This is a genomic window from Streptomyces sp. SID486, assembly GCF_009865385.1.
In the GTDB taxonomy this organism is placed as follows: Bacteria; Actinomycetota; Actinomycetes; order Streptomycetales; family Streptomycetaceae; genus Streptomyces.
Genome location: NZ_WWJT01000451.1, coordinates 1 through 19,536 on the forward strand (window position 1 = coordinate 1; position 19,536 = coordinate 19,536).

At 72.9% G+C, this 19,536-nt stretch carries 16 protein-coding genes and 1 pseudogene; 7 read left to right on the plus strand and 10 right to left on the minus strand.

The annotated features are described in order from the left end of the window. A pseudogene (locus tag GT045_RS20880) lies at positions 1–527 on the plus strand (hypothetical protein); the annotation flags it as partial. A 194-nt stretch (positions 528–721) separates the two neighbouring features. On the opposite strand, the gene lysS reads toward GT045_RS20880, so the two are convergent. After that, on the minus strand, positions 722–2,461 hold the full coding sequence (gene lysS, locus GT045_RS20885; RefSeq protein WP_161287825.1) for a lysine--tRNA ligase: 1,740 nt from the start codon (positions 2,459–2,461) through the stop codon (positions 722–724). Positions 2,462–2,588: 127 nt separating this feature from the next. Between lysS and argS the strand changes: the two genes are divergently transcribed. After that, the gene (gene argS, locus GT045_RS20890; protein WP_161287824.1) at positions 2,589–4,364 is read left to right on the plus strand and encodes an arginine--tRNA ligase; all 1,776 of its coding nucleotides are present in this window, start codon (positions 2,589–2,591) and stop codon (positions 4,362–4,364) included. 40 nt (positions 4,365–4,404) lie between these two features. On the opposite strand, the gene GT045_RS20895 is transcribed toward argS, so the two are convergent. After that, entirely contained in the window at positions 4,405–5,373 is a 969-nt protein-coding gene (locus GT045_RS20895) for a YafY family protein (RefSeq protein WP_161335089.1), read from the minus strand. A gap of 72 nt (positions 5,374–5,445) precedes the next feature. Here GT045_RS20895 and GT045_RS20900 point away from each other — a divergent pair, with 72 nt between their 5' ends. Both GT045_RS20900 and GT045_RS20905 read left to right on the plus strand, forming a co-directional pair. Then, positions 5,446–5,835, plus strand: a complete 390-nt coding sequence (locus GT045_RS20900; protein WP_161287822.1) for a VOC family protein — start codon at positions 5,446–5,448, stop codon at positions 5,833–5,835. Positions 5,836–6,001: 166 nt separating this feature from the next. Next, positions 6,002–6,826 carry a DUF4253 domain-containing protein gene (locus GT045_RS20905; RefSeq protein ID WP_161335090.1) on the plus strand — a complete coding sequence of 275 codons (825 nt, stop codon included), beginning with the start codon at positions 6,002–6,004 and terminating at the stop codon, positions 6,824–6,826. A 230-nt stretch (positions 6,827–7,056) separates the two neighbouring features. On the opposite strand, the gene GT045_RS20910 is transcribed toward GT045_RS20905, so the two are convergent. After that, complete coding sequence (locus tag GT045_RS20910; RefSeq protein ID WP_161335091.1) at positions 7,057–8,505, minus strand: helix-turn-helix domain-containing protein; 1,449 nt, start codon at positions 8,503–8,505, stop codon at positions 7,057–7,059. A 190-nt stretch (positions 8,506–8,695) separates the two neighbouring features. Here GT045_RS20910 and GT045_RS20915 point away from each other — a divergent pair, with 190 nt between their 5' ends. Continuing rightward, positions 8,696–9,436 carry a DUF4232 domain-containing protein gene (locus GT045_RS20915; protein ID WP_161335092.1) on the plus strand — a complete coding sequence of 247 codons (741 nt, stop codon included), beginning with the start codon at positions 8,696–8,698 and terminating at the stop codon, positions 9,434–9,436. A gap of 12 nt (positions 9,437–9,448) precedes the next feature. Here the strand turns inward: GT045_RS20915 and hemB are convergent, their stop codons facing one another. Together hemB and GT045_RS20925 are read right to left on the minus strand one after the other, a co-directional pair. Beyond that, positions 9,449–10,441: a porphobilinogen synthase gene (gene hemB / locus GT045_RS20920; protein ID WP_161293104.1), complete on the minus strand. Its 993-nt coding sequence runs from the start codon at positions 10,439–10,441 to the stop codon at positions 9,449–9,451. A 201-nt stretch (positions 10,442–10,642) separates the two neighbouring features. Further along, positions 10,643–11,536, minus strand: coding sequence for an NADP-dependent oxidoreductase (locus GT045_RS20925; protein ID WP_161335093.1), 894 nt, complete (start codon positions 11,534–11,536; stop codon positions 10,643–10,645). 70 nt (positions 11,537–11,606) lie between these two features. Here GT045_RS20925 and GT045_RS20930 point away from each other — a divergent pair, with 70 nt between their 5' ends. Then, positions 11,607–12,197, plus strand: coding sequence for a TetR/AcrR family transcriptional regulator (locus GT045_RS20930; protein ID WP_161293110.1), 591 nt, complete (start codon positions 11,607–11,609; stop codon positions 12,195–12,197). A 206-nt stretch (positions 12,198–12,403) separates the two neighbouring features. Here GT045_RS20930 and GT045_RS20935 read toward each other — a convergent pair whose 3' ends face one another. From GT045_RS20935 to GT045_RS20955, 5 genes are all read right to left on the minus strand, one after another. After that, positions 12,404–14,116 (minus strand): bifunctional uroporphyrinogen-III C-methyltransferase/uroporphyrinogen-III synthase, encoded by a 1,713-nt coding sequence (locus tag GT045_RS20935; RefSeq protein WP_161293113.1) that lies wholly within the window; start codon positions 14,114–14,116, stop codon positions 12,404–12,406. Continuing rightward, a complete protein-coding gene (gene hemC / locus GT045_RS20940) occupies positions 14,113–15,108 on the minus strand; it encodes a hydroxymethylbilane synthase (protein ID WP_161293116.1) in 996 nt (331 codons plus the stop codon). Before hemC ends, GT045_RS20935 begins: the two co-directional genes overlap by 4 nt. Next, on the minus strand, positions 15,105–16,823 hold the full coding sequence (locus GT045_RS20945) for a glutamyl-tRNA reductase (protein ID WP_161335094.1): 1,719 nt from the start codon (positions 16,821–16,823) through the stop codon (positions 15,105–15,107). The genes hemC and GT045_RS20945 overlap by 4 nt, the downstream gene beginning before the upstream one ends. After that, positions 16,820–17,584, minus strand: coding sequence for a redox-sensing transcriptional repressor Rex (locus GT045_RS20950; RefSeq protein ID WP_161287000.1), 765 nt, complete (start codon positions 17,582–17,584; stop codon positions 16,820–16,822). The genes GT045_RS20945 and GT045_RS20950 overlap by 4 nt, the downstream gene beginning before the upstream one ends. A 280-nt stretch (positions 17,585–17,864) precedes the next feature. Next, positions 17,865–18,137 (minus strand): glutaredoxin family protein, encoded by a 273-nt coding sequence (locus tag GT045_RS20955; RefSeq protein WP_161286999.1) that lies wholly within the window; start codon positions 18,135–18,137, stop codon positions 17,865–17,867. Between the two features lie 125 nt (positions 18,138–18,262). Here GT045_RS20955 and GT045_RS20960 point away from each other — a divergent pair, with 125 nt between their 5' ends. Then, the gene (locus GT045_RS20960) at positions 18,263–19,183 is read left to right on the plus strand and encodes an HAD-IB family hydrolase (RefSeq protein WP_161286998.1); all 921 of its coding nucleotides are present in this window, start codon (positions 18,263–18,265) and stop codon (positions 19,181–19,183) included. Positions 19,184–19,536: the final 353 nt, after the last annotated feature.

The window sequence follows — 19,536 nt, forward strand, 5'->3', positions numbered from 1 at the left end:
CCGCGGCCCCGGGCGGCCGGGCCGCCGGGACGGCCGCCGTCCCCGCGCAGCAGGCACCGGCCGGCGCCCCGTACCCGGAGGAGCCCCCGGTGGACGAGGAGAGCCCCTGGTTCCAGGCGCAGCGCGAGATCGAGTACCACGGCGGCTACGACCCCGCCTACGAACCGCCCCCCGAGCCCCAGTACGAGCCCGAGGAGCAGTACGAGGAGTGGTACGAGGACCAGCCCCCGGAGCAGTTCCAGCAGCCCTCCCCCGAGGAGACGGGCAGCTTTCCCATACCGGTGAGCCCGACCCGCACCCGGGAGCTGGGCGGAGGCGGCGGCGCCCCGGAGCCGAACCCGACCGAGGACGACTTCTACCAGGTCTTCCGCAAGTCGATAGACGGCAGCTTTCCCACGCCGCACCAGTTCGGCGAGGCGGTGGAGGCGACGTACGGCCTGACGCTCCCGCCGCGGGAGACGGACCGCATGGTCAACCGTTTCACCAACCGTTTCAACGCGGAGCTGGAAGAGGACCACATCGCGTGACGGCGTGAGGCATGACGGCACGGAAAGGGGGCCCTCCCGGAAGGAGGACCCCCTTTCGCCGTCCGTGCGGCCCGCAGCCTCACCGTGCGGTCGGCCGCCTCACCGTGCGGTCGGCCGCCTCACCGTGCGGCCCAGCGCCTCACCGTGCGGCCCAGCGCCTCACCGTGCGGCCGGGCGCACTGCGCCGGCGCCGCTTACTCGCCGAGCAGCCTGCGCACCCGCTCCTGGCCGACCGCGAGCAGCAGCGTGGGCAGCCGGGGGCCGGTGTCCCGGCCGACCAGCAGGTGGTACAGCAGGGCGAAGAACGTCCGCTGGGCCGTCTTGATCTCGGCCGGCAGCTCCTTCGGCGTGGCGTCGGCGGAGAACCCGGCCTGCACCTTCGGCACGCCGTACACGAGGTGCGTCAGCCCGTCGAGCGACCAGTGCTCGGCCAGCCCGTCGCGCAGCAGCCGCAGCGACTGCTGCGACGCCTCGTCGAGCGACTTCAGCAGCTCGGCGTCCGGCTCGTCCCGCACGATGGTCCGCTGGTCGGCGGGCACGTGCGCGTTGATCCAGGACTCGGCCTTGTCGTACCGCGGGCGGGCTTCGTCCAGCGAGGCCAGCGGCTGCTCCGGGTCCAGCTCGGAGAGGATCCGCAGCGCCTGGTCGGCGTGCCCGGCGGTGATGTCGGCGACGGAGGCCAGCGTGCGGTACGGCAGCGGGCGCGGCGTCTTCGGCAGCTCGCCGGCGGCGGTGCCCACGGCACGGGCGTACGCGGCGACGTCGGCGGGCAGCGCGGAGCCGTCGGCGACCTTCCCCGCCAGCTTGTCCCACTCGTCGTAGAGCCGCTGGATCTCCTGGTCGAAGGCGATCTTGAAGGACTGGTTGGGCCTGCGGCGGGCGTACAGCCAGCGCAGCAGCTGCGGCTCCATGATCTTCAGCGCGTCGGCCGGGGTCGGCACGCCGCCGCGCGAGGACGACATCTTCGCCATGCCGGAGATGCCGACGAAGGCGTACATCGGGCCGATGGGCTGCACGCCGCCGAAGATCGGGGCGATCTGCCCGCCGACCTGGAAGCTGGACCCGGGCGAGGAGTGGTCGACGCCGCTCGGCTCGAAGATCACGCCCTCGTACGCCCAGCGCATCGGCCAGTCGACCTTCCAGACCAGCTTGCCGCGGTTGAACTCGCTGAGCCGGACGGTCTCGGCGAAGCCGCAGGCGGTGCAGGTGTACGACAGCTCGGTGGTGTCGTCGTCGTAGGAGGTGACCGTGGTCAGGTCGGTCCCGCAGCCGCCGCAGTACGGCTTGTACGGGAAGTACCCGGCGGAGCCGGAGCTGCCGTCGTCCTCGGACGCGGCGCCCGAACCCTCCTCGGCCTCCAGCTCGGCCTCGTCGACGGCCTTCTGCTGGGGCTTCTTGCCCTTCGGCTTGGTCCGGTACTGGGCGAGGATCGCGTCGATGTCACCGCGGTGCTTCATGGCGTGCAGGATCTGCTCGCGGTAGGCACCGGACGTGTACTGCGCGGTCTGGCTGATCCCGTCGAACTCCACGCCCAGCTCGGCCAGCGACTGCGTCATCGCGGCCTTGAAGTGCTCGGCCCAGTTCGGGTGCGGGGAGCCCTTCGGCGCGGGGACCGAGGTCAGCGGCTTGCCGATGTGCTCGGCCCAGGAGTCGTCGACGCCCGCGACACCGGCCGGGACCTTGCGGTAACGGTCGTAGTCGTCCCAGGAGATCAGGTGCCGGACCTGGTGGCCGCGGCGGCGGATCTCGTCGGCGACGAGGTGCGGGGTCATGACCTCGCGGAGGTTGCCGAGGTGGATCGGACCGGACGGGGACAGCCCGGACGCGACGACGACCGGTTTGCCCGGGGCACGGCGCTCCGACTCTTCGATGACCTCGTCCGCGAAACGGGAGACCCAGTCGGTGATCTCGGTGCTCTGAGCCACGATCGGCACGTCCTTCTTTCTGAACGGGGTGACACTCCATTCTCACAGACCGTCCGGCGACCGGGAAAACGGCTTTACCCCCATGGGATACTGGGCGGGTCTATCCATCCCCACGAGGAGAACGGCACCCATTCCTATGGCCTCGGTCACGTCCCTCACCGACAACGTCCAGCAGCACCTCGCGTCCGCCCTCACGGCCACCCTGCCGGAGGCCGCCGGCGCGGACCCGCTGCTGCGACGAAGCGACCGGGCCGACTTCCAGGCCAACGGCATCCTCGCCCTGGCCAAGAAGGCGAAGGCGAACCCCCGGGAGCTGGCGACCCAGGTCGTCGCCCAGGTGGTGACGGGTGACGTGATCGAGGACGTCGAGGTCTCCGGCCCCGGCTTCCTCAACATCACCGTGGCGGACCGGGCGATCACGGCGAACCTGGCCGCCCGGTACGCGGACGACACCGGCCGCCTCGGCGTGCCGCTCGCCGCGCACCCGGGCACCACGGTGATCGACTACGCCCAGCCGAACGTGGCGAAGGAGATGCACGTCGGCCACCTGCGCTCCGCGGTGATCGGCGACGCGGTCGTGAAGCTCCTGGAGTTCACCGGCGAGAACGTGGTCCGGCGCCACCACATCGGCGACTGGGGCACCCAGTTCGGCATGCTCATCCAGTACCTGGACGAGCACCCGCACGAGCTGGACCACAAGGCGTCCGCCGAGGACACCGCGGCCTCGGGCGAGGAGGCGATGTCGAACCTCGACCGCCTCTACAAGACCGCGCGCAAGCTCTTCGACTCCGACGAGGAGTTCAAGACGCGGGCGCGGCGCCGGGTGGTCGACCTCCAGGCCGGCGACCCGCACACGCTCGCCATCTGGCAGAAGTTCGTGGACGAGTCGAAGATCTACTTCTTCTCCGTCTTCGAGAAGCTGGACATGGAGGTCCGGGACCCCGACATCGTCGGCGAGTCGGGCTACAACGACATGCTGGCCGAGACCTGCCGCCTGCTGGAGGAGTCGGGTGTCGCGGTCCGCTCCGAGGGCGCCCTCTGCGTCTTCTTCGAGGACATCAAGGGCCCGGACGGCAACCAGGTCCCGCTGATCGTGCAGAAGTCGGACGGCGGCTACGGCTACGCGGCCACCGACCTCTCCGCCATCCGCGACCGCGTCTTCAACCTGAAGGCGGACACCCTGCTCTACGTGGTGGACGCCCGGCAGGCCCTGCACTTCCGGATGGTCTTCGAGACCGCCCGCAGGGCCGGCTGGCTGGGCGAGGACGTCACGGCCGTGCAGCTGGCCTTCGGCACGGTCCTCGGCAAGGACGGCAAGCCGTTCAAGACGCGTGAGGGCGAGACGGTCCGCCTGGTCGACCTGCTGGACGAGGCGATCGAGCGCGCGTCGGCCGTGGTCCGGGAGAAGGCACAGGACCTGTCCGAGGAGGAGATCGCCGAGCGGGGCACCCAGGTGGGTATCGGCGCGGTGAAGTACGCGGACCTGTCGACGTCGGCGAACCGGGACTACAAGTTCGACCTGGACCAGATGGTCTCGCTGAACGGCGACACGTCCGTCTACCTCCAGTACGCCTACGCCCGTATCCGCTCCATCCTCCGCAAGGCCGGCGAGGTCCGCCCCGCGCCCCACCCGGAACTGCCCCTGGCGGACGCCGAGCGGGCCCTCGGGCTGCACGTGGACTCCTTCGCGGAGACGGTGCAGGAGTCGGCCGCGGAGTACGCCCCGCACAAGCTGGCGGCGTACCTCTACCAGCTGGCGTCCCTCTACACGACGTTCTACGACAAGTGCCCGGTACTGCGCGCCGAGACCCCGGCCCAGGTGGAGAACCGCCTCTTCCTGTGCGACGTCACGGCCCGCACCCTGCACCAGGGCATGGCCCTCCTGGGCATCAGGACTCCCGAGAAGCTCTGACCGCCCACGGCACGCACGCGTACAGGCCGACGGCCCGCCCTCAACCCGGGGGCGGGCCGTCGGCCGTCTGAGCGGCGAGGAGTTCCCTGGTGCGGCGCGCCAGGGCCGCGCGTACGGAGTCCGGGGTGAGGACTCGTAGGGGTGTCGCCAGCCCGAGGAGGTAGCGGGCGAGGCCGTCCGGGTGCGGGCCGCCGATGTCGACGAGGGTGGCGGACGGGCCGTCCGGGCGGTGGGTGCCGACCGTGGCCGGGACGACCCGTAGCGCCTCGTCCATCGGGAGCGGGAGGCGGACGGTCGCCGACAGCGGGTAGGGGCCGTTCGCCGTGTTGCGGGAGACGAGCAGGGCCGGGTCGGGCGGGTCGGTGATCTCCACCGGGTGCCCGGTGGGCACGAGCCGTTCGACGCGGTCGGCGCGGAAGGTGCGCCAGCCACGGGCCACGTCGCGGGCGACGAAGTACCAGCGCCGGCCGGTGTGGACGAGCCGGTACGGGTCCACGTCCCGGACCGTGCTCCGGCCCTCCCCGTCGCGGTACGACAGCCGGGCCCGTTCGCCCCGTCGGCAGGCCGCGGCCAGCTCCAGCAGCATGCCGGGCCGCAACCGCGGCTCCTCGGGCCAGGGCAGCCGTACCAGGGCGTCGTCCCACTCCCCCAGCCGCTCGGCGACCCGGGGCGGCAGTACCTGGCGCAGCTTGAGCAACGCGGACAGCGCGGCCTGGTCCCCGCCGAGGGCTCCGCTCAGCGCCGCCTGACGCAGCCCGACCGCCACGGCCAGCGCCTCCTCGTCGTCCAGCATCAGCGGCGGCACGCGCGAGCCCGCCCGCAGCCGGTAACCGCCCCAGGGCCCGGCGTCGGAGTCGACGGTGTAGCCCAGTTCACGCAGCTTGGCGACGTCCCGGCGCACGGTGCGGTCGGTGACGGCCATGCGGTCGGCCAGCTCGGCGCAGGTCCAGGAGGGCCGGGCGGCGAGCAGCGAGAGCAGGCGCAGCAGACGGGCGGACGCGCTGAGCACGAGGCGAAGTTTTCCACACGGTCCGCATGACCAGGACAGGAACTGTCCGGATCACCTTCTACTGTCTCCCCCATGACCTCGCAGACCACTTCCGCACCCGCTTTCCGCTACGTCGCGGTCACCTTCGACTGCGCCGACCCCGTCGAACTGTCCCGTTTCTACGGCGAGATGTTCGGCCTGCCCGTCGCCTACACGTCCGACGACTTCGTCCTGCTGGGCGGCAAGGACGGGGTGGGCGGGCTGGGCTTCAACCGCCTGGCCGACTACCGACGCCCCACCTGGCCGGACCCGGCCCAGGAGAAGCAGGCCCACATCGAGGTGGGCGTCGACGACCTCGATGCGGCCGAGGCCCGTCTGCTGGAGCTGGGCGCCACCAAGCCCGCGACGCAGCCGCAGCCACAGCGCTGGCGCGTCCTGCTGGACCCGGCGGGCCACCCGTTCTGCATCACGACGATGGTCTGACGCGGCGGCCCGCCGCTTCCCGGCCGGCACCGCCCCGGCCGGCACCGCCCCGGCCGGCACCGCCCCGGCCGGCACCGCCCCGGGAGGCACCACCCCGGGAGGCGTGCGGCGCCACGCCGACAAGCCCCCAACGGCGTTGTCAGTGGCGGGCTTTACAGTCTGCGGTATGGCGACTCTTCCCAACCCGCTGCCCGGACTGGCCACCGACCCCAGTGGTCGTTCCCTGGGGCTCCGACTGCCGCCCGGCAGGCTGGTGGACGTGACGGACGACGGGCCGTGGCACGAGCCCCTGCTGTGGCATGCGGAGAAGCCGTCCGCGCCCGGCACCTGGAAGGCGCTGGGCGTGCCCGCGGCCCGTGCGGGGCTGCTGCCGGTGCTCGTGGACCTGGCCGGCTGCCGGGACGGACTCGCGGACTGGGAGCTGCTGCCCGGTGAGGTGTCGTACCCGGGGGACCACGAGGTGGAGGACGTCCTCGCGGAGTACTGGGAAGAGGAGACGGACGGTCACGTCGACGAGGAGATCGAGCCCTTCGGGGCCGACTGGCCGGGGCTCGCGCCCGCCGGGGTGCAGACCGCCGATCCGGAGACCCGGGCCGCGCAGGTCGCCGACGCGGTGAACCGCGACCCCGGCACATGGGCCGAGTGGATCGAGGAACCGCACCTGGCCCTCGTCCCGGCCCGCCGCTCCGCCGACATACCGGCGGCCATCGGCTGGACGGGCCCCCTGGAGTACGAGGGCGACGTGGCCCGGATCTGCGCGGTGCTGCGGTCGTGGGAGGACCGGTTCGGCGTCCGGGTGGTGGCGCTCGGCCCGGACACGCTGGTCGTCTCCGTCGCGGCACCGCCCACCGGCCTCGACGACGCGGAGATCCTGGCCGCCGAGCACTACGCCCTGTGCCCGGACGCCGTCACCCAGAGCGGCCCGGGAGGCTTGCGGACGTACGCCAAGGAGCTGGTCGGCGCCACCAGTTGGTCCTTCTGGTGGGACTGACCGGGGGAACGGCGGCTGGCTGACCGGGGGGACCGCCGAGTGGCTGACCGGGGGAACGGTGGGTGGCTGACCCGCGGATCGCCGGGTGGCTGACCGGGGGACGGCGGCTGGCTGACCCGCGGATCGCCGGGCGGCTGACCGGGGGACCGACTCGCGGGGGCCGCCGTGTAGCGGCCGCAGGACCCGCCCCCGGCCGGCGGAGGGGGCTGGCCTCCCCCGGCGGCCGAGGATCAGTCGGCGTCCGACGCCGGCTGCCACTTCTCGCCCCCGAGCGGGAAGGCGTACGCCGGCCGGCTGTTGTTCCCGCTGGTGCGGAACGGGCGGCCGGCGTCGTCGATCAGCAGCGTGCCGTGCCGGCTCCCGCTGGACCAGGCGAGTTCCAGGTACCAACTGACCTCGTACGCGGACGCGTCGGCCGTGATGTGGAAGGTCTCGGGGTCGGACTGGCTCACCTTGAACGGAAAGCCCCGGCTCCCGGCCTCGGGCACGGGCGCGGGACGCATCGCGTCCAGGGCGACCGTGAAGGACCGCGTCGGCACACCGCCACCACAGCCCACACCCGGGTAGCCCATGGCGTAGTCGTTCCAGGCCAGCGGGGACCGCTTGCCCGCCATGCGCACGTACAGCCCCTCCAGGACCACGGTCTCCTTGCCGGTGCCCTGCACGGTGAAGGTCACGTACTGCTCCCCCGCCGGCACCGCGTGGTGGACGTCCACCCAGGCGGGCGCGTCCTGCTCCACCGGCGGTGGTGACACCTCGGCCGGCGGCCGGTCGATCAGGTAGTGCGGGGAGCAGGGGTCCTTCCAGGCGTAGGGCTGGGTGGAGACCGTCAGGGGCGGGTCGGCGGACGTCCCCGCGGTCGTGGAGGCACGCGGAGACGGGGCCGCGGGCTCCTCACCGTCCGGGGCGGGGCTCCGGGGGGAGGGTGAGGCCGAGCCGACGGCGGACGGGTGCGGTGTCGGGCTCCCGGTCGTGGGCGTCACCGGCGCGCGGCCTGGGGTGCCTGCTCCCGCGCTCCGCGTGACCGCCCTGGCGGCCTTGCCGTCCTCCGGCCTCCCCTCGTCGGAGGGCAGGTTCAGGGCGACCGCCACGCCGCCGAGCAGCGCGGTGACGGTGAGAGCCGCGGCGAGGAGAACGGCCCGGTTCCGCTTCGGGTTCCGCGTCCAGCCCGGTCGCCCTGCCCGGCCCGCGCCCTCAGCCCGGCCCGCGCCCTCAGTCCGGTCCGCGTCCCCTGACCGGTCCCGGCTCCAGGTCTGATGCTGAGTCTGATTCTGACTCTGCCTCTGACTCCGGTTCTCGTTCTGGTCCGGATTCCGGTGCCCGGGGTCCTCGGCTGCCCCGGCCCGCATCGGCACCGTCTCCGGTGCCTGCGCCGCGGGCGGCGCCTGCGGTTCCCCGGCGGCCGGCTCCGGCGCCGGCGCCTTCCGTCCGCGGCCCGCGTCGGCCAGGACCCACCGGCGGTGCAGGTCCACCAGTTCGTCGGGGGTGGCCTTGCACAGCCGGGCCAGCCGTTCCACGGGCGCGTAGTCCGTCGGTACGGCGTCCCCGTTGCAGTAGCGGTGCAGCGTCGACGTACTCATGTGCAGCCGTTTGGCGAGCGTGCCGTAACTGTGCCCGGAGCGGTTCTTCAACTCCCGCAGCAGCTCGGCGAAGCCGCCCTCGGACGTGCCTCGCGACACCGTTCCTCCGTCCCCCTCGTCCCACCCCGGCGTTCCAGGGAAGGGCTCTTTTCACTGGTCAGAGCCGGCGTGGGCGTTCCAGCGTCCCGGATCGTCCGCGGTCGCTGGCCGTCGGGGCGGGAGCACCCACAGGCTGTTGGTCATCCAAGCACGCCAACAGGCCCCGCCTGAAAGAGGACTTGCCATGCATATGCGCCAACTCCGTCTGCTCGCCGTCACCGGCACCGCGGCCGCAGCCCTCGCCCTCACGGCGTGCGGCGGCGGGACCGGAACCAAGGACGAGGGCGCCTCGGGGCCGACGGTGGCGCAGACCGGCACGCCGAAGACCCCCCGGGACGCCACGACCACCGACGGCACCCCCGCCGACGGCACCGACGGCACGTCCGGCGGCGAGAGCTCCGGCAGCGGTACGGCGGGCGACGCGCCCGGGGCACGTACCGATGCCACCGACGCGCGGCCGAGCGCCTCCGCGGGGCACGGCGGACGCGGTTCCGCGGGCGGCCCCCCGGTGCTGTGCAACGGCGCGAACACCACCGTCACCGCCCAGCCGCTCCGGCGGCCCCTCAACCACCTGCTGCTCACGGTGAGGAACACCGGGGGGAGGACCTGCGAGCTGCCGTACTACCCGGTCGTGCGGTTCGGCGAGATGCAGTGGGTGCCGCAGGCCGACCGGGACACCCAGCCGCAGGCCGTGGTCTCCCTGGAGCCCGGCGCGTCGGCGTACGCGGGCGTGCTGCTGTCGGCCCCCGACGGCAGCGGCGCCGGGGGCATGACGAGCCACAGCCTGACCGTGGCCTTCCAGGGCATGACCCCGAACAGCAGCGGCGGGCCGTCCGCGACCCCGCCCCTGCCCGCCAAGGGCGTCTACTACGACAGCTCGCTGAAGGTGACGTACTGGCAGCAGGAGCTGGACGCCATCAGCAGCTGGTGAGCCGCCCGCCGGTCAGCGCAGCCACTGGGCCGCCTCGGTGGCCCAGTAGGTGAGGATGTTCCGCGCCCCGGCCCGCTTGATGCCGGTCAGGGTCTCGAAGATGGCCCGGTCCCGGTCGATCCAGCCCTTCTCGGCGGCGGCCTCGACCATCGCGTACTCGCCGGAGATCTGGTAGGCGGCGACCGGCACATCCACGGCGTCCGCGACCCGGGCGAGGATGTCGAGGTAGGGGCCGGCCGGCTTGACCATCACCATGTCGGCGCCCTCGGCCAGGTCCAGTTCGAGTTCCCGCAGGGACTCGCGCCAGTTGGCCGGGTCCTGCTGGTAGGTCTTGCGGTCGCCCTGGAGCGAGGAGGCGACGGCCTCGCGGAAGGGGCCGTAGAAGGCGGAGGAGTACTTGGCGGTGTAGGCGAGGATCGCCACGTCCTCCCGGCCGATCTGGTCCAGCGCGTCGCGGATGACGCCGATCTGGCCGTCCATCATCCCGCTGGGGCCGACCACGTGTGCGCCGGCGTCGGCCTGCACCTGGGCCATCTCGGCGTACCGCTCCAGGGTGGCGTCGTTGTCGACGCGGCCGTCGGCGTCCAGCACCCCGCAGTGCCCGTGGTCGGTGAACTCGTCCAGGCACAGGTCGGACATGACGAGCAGGTCGTCGCCGACCTCGGCCCTGACGTCCCGCAGGGCGACCTGGAGGATGCCGTCCGGGTCGGTTCCGACCGTGCCCTGGGCGTCCTTCCTGGCCTCCTCCGGCACGCCGAACAGCATGATCCCGGAGATCCCGGCCTCCACCGCCTCCGCCGCGGCCTTCTTCAGGCTGTCCCGGCTGTGCTGGACGACGCCCGGCATCGCGGCGATCGGCACCGGCTCGCTCACGCCCTCCCGGACGAACGCCGGGAGGATGAGGTCGGCGGGGTGCAGGCGCGTCTCGGCGACCATGCGGCGCATGACGGGCGACGTCCGCAGCCGCCGGGGACGGGTACCGGGGAAGGATCCGTACTTCGACATGCCGTCTACGCTACGCCCGCCCGTCCGCCCCCGATGCCGACGCCCTGTCGGACCGCGCACCGGCACAGGTGGGCGGCCCGGACGACCGCCACCGGCGACCAGCGCCCCCTGGAACGGTCCGGACGACCAGGTGCCGGTCGCGAGCCGGTCAGGTCCACCGGACCCCGTCGCCCGGACCGTCCGGAAGGGCCGCCGAGCGCTTCAGACGACCATGACCCGTCGTCCGCGCGTGTGCCCGGCCCGGCTGTCGATGTGTGCCGCCGCCGCCTCGGCGAGCGGGTACGCCTTCTCGACCGGGATGCGGAGTCTCCCGCGGGCGATGAGAGCGGCCGCCTCGGCGAGCGCGTCCGGCATGCTTCCGGGCACCCCGGAGAAGCGGACTCCGAACTCCGGCGCGCCGAGATCGGCGATGGAGATCACCTTGCGCGGGTCTCCCGTCAGTGCCACCAGCTCACGGAGCACGCCCGAGCCGGCCAGATCGAGAGCCGCGTCGACAGGGCCGAGCCGCCGCACCCGGTCGGCCCAGCCCTCGCCGTACGTGGTGGCGAGAGCACCCAGGCCGCGCAGGTAGTCCTGGTTCGCGGCGCCGGCCGTACCGATCACGGTGATGCCGCGCTCGCGGGCGATCTGCAGCACCGCTGAACCGACTCCCCCGGACGCCCCGCTGACCAGCAGTGTCTGGCCGGCCCGGACGCCGACCTCGCGCAGGACGCGCAGGGCGGTCTCCACCACGGAGGGGTATCCGGCCGCCTCCTCGAACGTCAGCCCCTCGGGGATGCGGGCCCAGGCCGACAGCACGGCGAACTCGGCGTACGTGCTCGACCCTTCGCCGAAGACGTGGTCGCCGGCCTCGACCCCTTCGACACCCGCACCGACCTCGTCCACCACCCCGGCGGCGTCCAGCCCGACCCCGGCGGGCAGTTCGACCGGGTGCGCGCCCAGGACCTGGCCCTCCCGGATCCTCCAGTCCACGGGGTTCACTCCCGCCGCCCGTACGGCGATGCGTATCCGGCCGGGGCCCGCGTGGGGCTCCTCGGCGTCGGTGAGGTGCAGGACGTCCGGGCCGCCGAACTCGGCGAAGGTCACCTTCTTCATGCGGGCGACCATAGCCCTAACGGTTAGCGTTTAACAACGGTTACGTTTTCGTACTTGCTAGTATCCCGCCATGACCGTGCCGTCCGGACGCCGTGAGCGCAAAAAGGCCGCGACCCGTCAGAAGATCGCCGACGCCGCGCTGCGGCTCTTCCTGGAGCGCGGGTACGACGCGGTCGGCATCCGTGACGTGGCCGCCGAGGCCGATGTGGCCGTCACCACGCTCTTCTCGCACTTCGCCGCGAAGGAAGCCCTGGTCTTCGAGCGGGACGCGGACTTCGAGCAGCGCCTCGCGCAGGCGGTCAGCGGCCTGGCCCCGCACGAGCCGCTCGTCCCCGCGCTGCGCCGCGAGATCCACGCCCTGGTGCGCCACTGCACGGCGGACGACGCCGCGCCGGTCTGGCGCCTGATCGACGAGACACCCGCCCTGCGGGAGTACGAGGAGTCGATGCGGCTGCGCCACGCGGAGGCGCTGGCCGTCGCGATCGCCGCCGGCCCCGGCCGCTCCCGGACCGCGACGGAGTGCCGGGCCGTCGCCCGGTTCGCGATCGACGCCTGTTCACTGGCCCGCGAGGCCGCCGATCCGCAGGCCGCCGTGGACGAGGTGTTCCGGATGATCGAGGCGGCCTGGGAGGTCACCGGCTCCCCCGGGCCCGGAGACTGACGGAACGCCCGGCGGGAGGACCGGCGGAGCGCCCCCGGCGCACGGCACCCCGGAAAGCACAGACGGGGTGCCCCGGCGGGAGGCACCCCGTGAAAGCACAGGCGGGGTACCTCGCGTGAGGCACCCCGCCAAAACGGGCCGGGTACCTCGCGTGAGGTCCCGGAAAAACGGGCGGGGTGCCTCGGTGTGAGGCACCCCGCCCGTTCTCAGGTGGTCGACCTGCGGCGCCGTGCGCCGGGCCGCCGTTCGCTCGGCCGGGTGACCGGGTCCCCGGCCTCCAGGGCGGCGGCCCGCCGCTTCATGCCGAAGTCGGCCAGCGCCTCCGCCAGCTTGTGCACGGACGGCTCGGGCGCCATCACGTCCACGCGCAGGCCGTGCTCCTCCGCCGTCTTCGCCGTCGCGGGACCGATGCAGGCGATCACCGTCACGTTGTGCGGCTTGCCCGCGATGCCGACCAGGTTGCGGACCGTGGAGGACGAGGTGAACAGGACCGCGTCGAAGCCGCCGCCCTTGATCGCCTCACGGGTCTCCGCCGGCGGCGGCGAGGCGCGGACCGTCCGGTAGGCGGTCACGTCGTCCACCTCCCAGCCCAGCTCGATGAGGCCGGCCACCAGGGTCTCGGTGGCGATGTCGGCACGCGGCAGGAAGACACGGTCGATCGGGTCGAAGACCGGGTCGTAGGGCGGCCAGTCCTCCAGCAGACCGGCGGCGGACTGCTCACCGCTCGGCACCAGGTCCGGCTTCACGCCGAAGGCGACCAGCGCCTTGGCGGTCTGCTCGCCCACCGCGGCCACCTTGATGCCCGCGAAGGCGCGGGCGTCGAGGCCGTACTCCTCGAACTTCTCGCGGACGGCCTTCACCGCGTTGACCGACGTGAAGGCGATCCACTCGTACCGGCCGGTCACCAGCCCCTTGACGGCACGTTCCATCTGCTGGGGCGTGCGCGGCGGCTCGACGGCGATGGTCGGGACCTCGTGCGGCACGGCACCGTAGGAGCGCAGCTGGTCGGAGAGCGACGCCGCCTGCTCCTTCGTGCGCGGCACGAGCACCTTCCAGCCGAACAGCGGCTTGGACTCGAACCACGACAGCTGGTCACGCCGGGCGGCGGACGAACGCTCGCCGACCACGGCTATCACCGGCCGGCCGCCGTCCGGCGAGGGCAGCACCTTCGCCTGCTTCAGCGTCTGCGCGATCGTGCCGAGCGTCGCCGTCCAGGTGCGCTGGCGGGTCGTCGTACCGCCGACGGTCACCGTCAGCGGGGTGTCCGGCTTGCGGCCCGCCGAGACCAGCTCGGCCGCCGCGGCGGCCACGGAGTCCAGGGTCGTCGACACGACCACCGTGCCGTCCGAGGCGCCCACCTCCGTCCAGCAGCGGTCGGAGGCGGTACGGGCGTCCACGAACCGGACGTCGGCGCCGTCGGCGTTCCGCAGCGGCACACCGGCGTACGCGGGCACGCCGACCGCCGCCGCGACACCGGGGACGACCTCGAAAGGCACCCCGGCGGCGGCGCAGGCGAGCATTTCCTCCGCCGCGTACGTATCAAGTCCCGGGTCCCCGGACACCGCACGGACGACCCGCCTGCCGCCCCGCGCGGCCTCCATGACAAGATGAGCGGCATCCTGAGCAGCAGCCGGGACAGCGGCGGGTGTTGACGTGCCGTCAACCACCGTCAGCTGGGGCGTGCCCGTGCCCGGCGGCGAGACCGCGGAGGGATGCGTGTCCGTGTGCACCACGGACACGCCCTGTCGGGCGTGCGTCCGGATGACGTCGAGCACCTCGTGCTCGGCGACCAGGACGTCCGCGCTCGACAGCGCCTCCACGGCGCGCAGAGTAAGCAGTCCCGGATCTCCGGGTCCGGCACCCAGGAAGGTGACGTGCCCGTGTTCCGGACCGGCGGCAGGAAGGGCGGTGGGGCTCACTGTGCTCGCTCCCCCATCAGACCGGCCGCGCCCTGGGCGAGCATCTCGGTGGCGAGTTCGCGACCGAGTGCCGTCGCCCGGTCGTGCGTCTGGGGCACGGGACCGGTGGTGGACAGCTGCACCATGCGGGTGCCGTCGGTCGTGCCGACGACGCCGCGCAGGCGCATTTCCTTGACAATCTGCGCGTCACCCTGGGGGTCCCCCCGCTCGAGCGGAGCCGAGAGTGGGGGAAGGTCGGCCAGCGCACCCACAGGTGCGCTGCAACCGGCCTCCAGGGCGGCGAGCAGTGACCGTTCGGCGGTCACGGCGGCCCGGGTGAACGGGTCGTCGAGTTCGCCGAGCGCAGCGATGAGGGCCGCGTCGTCCGCGGCGCACTCGATCGCCAGGGCCCCCTGGCCGGGGGCGGGCAGAACCGTGTCGACCGACAGGAAGTCGGTCACCTCGTCGATCCGGCCGATCCGGTTGAGCCCGGCGGCGGCCAGAACGACCGCGTCCAGCTCGCCGTCGTGGACGTACCGGATGCGGGTGTCCACGTTGCCGCGGATCGGTACCGTCTCGATGTCCAGGCCGTGGGCGCGGGCGTACGCGTTCAGCTGCGCCATGCGGCGGGGGGAACCGGTGCCGATCCGGGCCCCGCGCGGCAGGTCGGTGAGCTTCAGCGCGTCACGCGCGACGATCACGTCACGCGGGTCCTCGCGCGGCGGTACGGCGGCCAGGACCAGTTCCTCGGGCTGCGCGGTCGGCAGGTCCTTCAGCGAATGAACCGCGAAGTCGACCTCGCCCCGCACCAGCGCGTCGCGCAGCGCCGTGACGAAGACGCCGGTGCCGCCGATCTGCGCCAGGTGCTCGCGGGAGGTGTCACCGTAGGTGGTGATCTCGACCAGCTCGACGGGCCGTCCGGTCACCCGGCGGACGGCCTGCGCCACCTGCCCGGACTGGGCCATGGCGAGCTTGCTGCGCCTGGTCCCCAGCCTCAAAGCCTTCTCACTCATGCCGGTCGGTCCTTCTCGTCTGTGCTGTCCACGGCCCGCGAGACGGCAGCCACCGTCTCGGGGTCGAGGTCGAACAGGGTGCGCAGCGCGTCCGCGTACCCGGCGCCGCCGGGCTCGGCCGCGAGCTGCTTGACCCGTACGGTCGGCGCGTGCAGCAGTTTGTCGACCACTCGGTGCACGGCCTGCCGGATCTCGCCGCGCTGGCGTTCGTCCAGGTCGGGCAGGCGGCCGTCGAGCCGCGCGATCTCCCCGGCGACGACGTCCGCGGCCATGGTGCGCAGCGCGACCACGGTCGGCGTGATGTGCGCCGCCCGCTGTGCCGCGCCGAAGGCCGCGACCTCGTCGGAGACGATACGCCGGACCTGGTCCACGTCGGCCGCCATCGGGGCGTCGGCGGAGGCTTCCGCCAGCGACTCGATGTCCACCAGGCGCACCCCGGCCAGCCGGTGCGCGGCCGCGTCGATGTCGCGGGGCATGGCGAGGTCGAGGAGGAAGAGGAAGGGTGCCGGGCGCTCGGCCACCGGCTCCGGCCTGCGCCGCTCGGGGATGCGCCCCACCGTCGCCGCGGTCGCGGCGAGCGCGCTGATCAGCCCGGCGTCCGTCTCGGGGCTGCGGCGCTCGCGGCGGTCCACCGCGCCGGTGGCGGCCCAGGCCGCGTGCTGCTCGAGGGTGGCCGCGTCCATGCCGGCCACGGCGGCCTCGCCCATGACGGAGAAGCCGGGCTGTGCGGCGGCCAGGTCCAGCGGGCAGTTCTCGTCGGCGCCGGCGGACGGCAGCGGCGCCTTGGCGGCGGCGCCCGCCCGGGAGGTGTCGCCCGTCCGCGAGGCGTCGGCGGTACGGGCCGGGTCGGCGATCTCGGCGGCGGGGGCGCCGGTGCGGCCCTCGACCGCCTGCGCGACCATGTCCGCCGTGAGCACCAGTCCCGTCGCCCCGGTACAGGAGACGACGACGTCGGCACGTGTCAGCTCGCCGGGAACGGCGGCCATCTCCACCGCGCGGGCGGTCACGGCCGTGTCGTCACCCTCGGTGAGGATCCGCACGAGCCGCTCGGCGCGCTCGAAGGTGCGGTTGGCGACGACGATCTCGGCGACTCCGGCCCGCGCGAGCGTCGCGGCGGCCAGGGACGACATCGATCCGGCGCCGATGACCAGCGCCGTGCGCCCCGCGGCCCAGTCCAGCACGTCCCCGCCCGCGGCCAGCTGCTCCAGGCCGAAGGTGACCAGGGACTGGCCGGCCCGGTCGATGCCGGTCTCGGAGTGGGCGCGCTTGCCGACCCTGAGGGCCTGCTGGAACAGGTCGTTCAGGAGCTTGCCGACGCTGTGCAGTTCCTGGGCGCGGGCCAGGGAGTCCTTGATCTGACCGAGGATCTGGCCCTCGCCGACGACCATCGAGTCCAGGCCGCAGGCCACCGAGAACAGGTGGTGGACGGCCCGGTCCTCGTAGTGCACGTAGAGGTAGGGGGTCAGTTCCTCCAGGCCGACGCCGCTGTGCTGGGCGAGCAGCGTGGACAGCTCGGCGACACCGGCGTGGAACTTGTCCACGTCGGCGTACAGCTCGATGCGGTTGCAGGTGGCGAGCACCGCGGCCTCGGTGGCGGGCTCGGCGGCGACCGTGTCCTGGACCAGCTTGACCTGGGCGTCCGCGCTCAGCGCGGCCCGCTCCAGCACGCTGACCGGGGCGCTGCGGTGGCTCAGCCCCACGACGAGGAGACTCATGCCGGCATCACGGCGGGGACGTCCCCGTCGGGCCCCTGGTCGGCGGAGGTGTCGCGGGCGGTGGCGGCGGGCAGGGCACCGTCGCCCGCCGCGGTCTCCTCGCCGGCCTTGCGCTGCTCGTGGAAGGCGAGGATCTGCAGCTCGATGGAGAGGTCGACCTTGCGCACGTCGACGCCGTCCGGGACGGTCAGCACGGTCGGCGCGAAGTTCAGGATGGAGGTCACCCCGGCGGCCACGAGCCGGTCGCAGACCGGCTGGGCGGCTCCGGCCGGAGTGGCGATGACGCCGATGGAGACGCCGTTGTCCTTGATGATCTTCTCGAGCTCGTCGGTGTGCTGCACCGGGATGCCCGCGACCGGCTTGCCGGCCATGGCCGGGTCGGCGTCGATCAGCGCGGCGACCCGGAACCCACGGGAGGCGAACCCGCCGTAGTTGGCCAGGGCGGCGCCGAGGTTACCGATACCGACGATCACGACCGGCCAGTCCTGGGTCAGGCCGAGTTCACGGGAGATCTGGTAGACGAGATACTCCACGTCGTAGCCCACACCGCGGGTTCCGTACGAGCCCAGGTAGGAGAAGTCCTTGCGCAGCTTGGCGGAGTTGACCCCCGCCGCCGCGGCCAGCTCCTCGGAGGAGACCGTGGGGACCGAGCGCTCCGACAGTGCGGTCAGGGCTCGGAGGTACAGCGGAAGCCGGGCGACGGTGGCCTCGGGAATCCCTCGGCTACGGGTCGCCGGTCGGTGTGTTCGGCCAGTTGCCACGGTGCTCCTGCGGGTAGAGCGGGGCTGCAGGCGGTCATACGTCCCCAGACCGCCCCGTCGACAGCAGGCTATGTCTTTGTGAACGCGTGCACAAAGATGGTGTCCGATTTGCCCGGCAGAAGTGACCGGGGTCACGCCGGTTTCGCGCCCCCGGCGGGAACCGGCGCATACGCACTGGCGTTCCTTCATTACTGGGGGCAAAACCGCACACTCTCCTCACGAATCCCGCCCCCGAGACCAGACCGCCGTCGATCCTAAGCGACTTTCCGGCCGCTTTGGACTACTCGGTCAGTGCCCGCCGCAGCCGCTCCTCGTTCACGCGCCAGAAGGTGTGCTGTTCACCGTCGACGAGGACGACGGGGATCTGCTCCCAGTAGCGGTCGTGCAGTTCCCGGTCCTCGGTGATGTCCTTCGGCTCCCACGGCACACCGAGTTCCCCGCACACCTTCTCCACCACCGCCTGCGCGTCGTCGCACAGATGGCAGCCGGGCTTGCGGATCAGGGTGACCAGTCGGGCGCGCGGCTCGGCCCTGCGTCGGAAGAGGGGACTCATACGGCCATTCTCGCGCGCTCCGCACCCGTTCCGGATCGCTTCTTTTACGGCCCTGTCGCGCAGAGTTCACACCCTGCCACCGACTCGACTCCGGAACCACCGAACAGACTGGCTATGCTCGCGTCATGGCCGCTCTCGGATGGCTCACCCCCCGTAGGCGCTCCGCCACGGCGCGGAGCGTGTTGGCAGGCGAGGCTTCGGCGGAGGCCGCCCGCAAGTCCTCGCTGGAGGCCCCGCGCGCCACGCCGGAGGAACCGGAGTTCCCCGTGATCGGCGACGACCGGGCCGCCGCCTTCTTCGACCTCGACAACACGGTGATGCAGGGCGCCGCACTGTTCCACTTCGGCCGGGGCCTGTACAAGCGGAAGTTCTTCGAGACCCGCGACCTCGCGAGGTTCGCCTGGCAGCAGGCGTGGTTCCGGCTGGCCGGCGTCGAGGACCCCGAGCACATGCAGGACGCCCGCGACTCCGCCCTGTCGATCGTCAAGGGCCACCGGGTCGCCGAGCTGGAGTCGATCGGCGAGGAGATCTACGACGAGTACATGGCCGACCGCATCTGGCCCGGCACCCGGGCCCTCGCCCAGGCCCACCTGGACGCGGGCCAGAAGGTCTGGCTGGTCACCGCCGCCCCCGTGGAGATCGCCCAGGTCATCGCCCGGCGCCTCGGCCTGACCGGCGCCCTCGGCACGGTCGCGGAGTCGGTCGGCGGCGTCTACACCGGCAAGCTGGTCGGCGAGCCGCTGCACGGGCCCGCCAAGGCGGAGGCGGTCCGCGCCCTGGCCGCGGCCGAGGGGCTGGACCTCTCCCGCTGCGCGGCCTACAGCGACAGCCACAACGACATCCCGATGCTCTCCCTCGTGGGCCACCCCTACGCCATCAACCCGGACGCCAAGCTGCGCAGGCACGCCCGGGAGAAGGACTGGCGCCTGCGGGACTACCGCACGGGCCGCAAGGCCGCGAAGGTCGGCATCCCCGCGGCCGCCGGCGTCGGCGCGGTCGCCGGCGGCACGGCGGCGGCGATCGCCTTGAGCCGCCGGCGCCGATAGCCCCGTAGCCCCTTAGCCCCGATAGGCCCGTAGCCCTCCGGTAGCCCCGACAGCTAGCCCTCGGTAGCCCCGGCAGCGTCAACGCGCGTCGATGACGCCCGACAGCGCCGGTCCCGTCGGCGTGCCGCCGCCGCACCGAGGCCGGCGGCGCCCGACGGCACCCGCCTCCGCACCGGCCCCGCACGGACGGAGTCACACTCTCCGGATTCCCGCCCGGCCGCAGGTCGGCGCCCACCTTGAACGTGCCCGTGTACATCACCGCGTTCAACATGCCCTGCACTTCACCGAAAGACGCCCTTTTCCGGTCACGCAACGGTCATCTTGCGAAACGTGACCTGCCATCAAACGGTTAC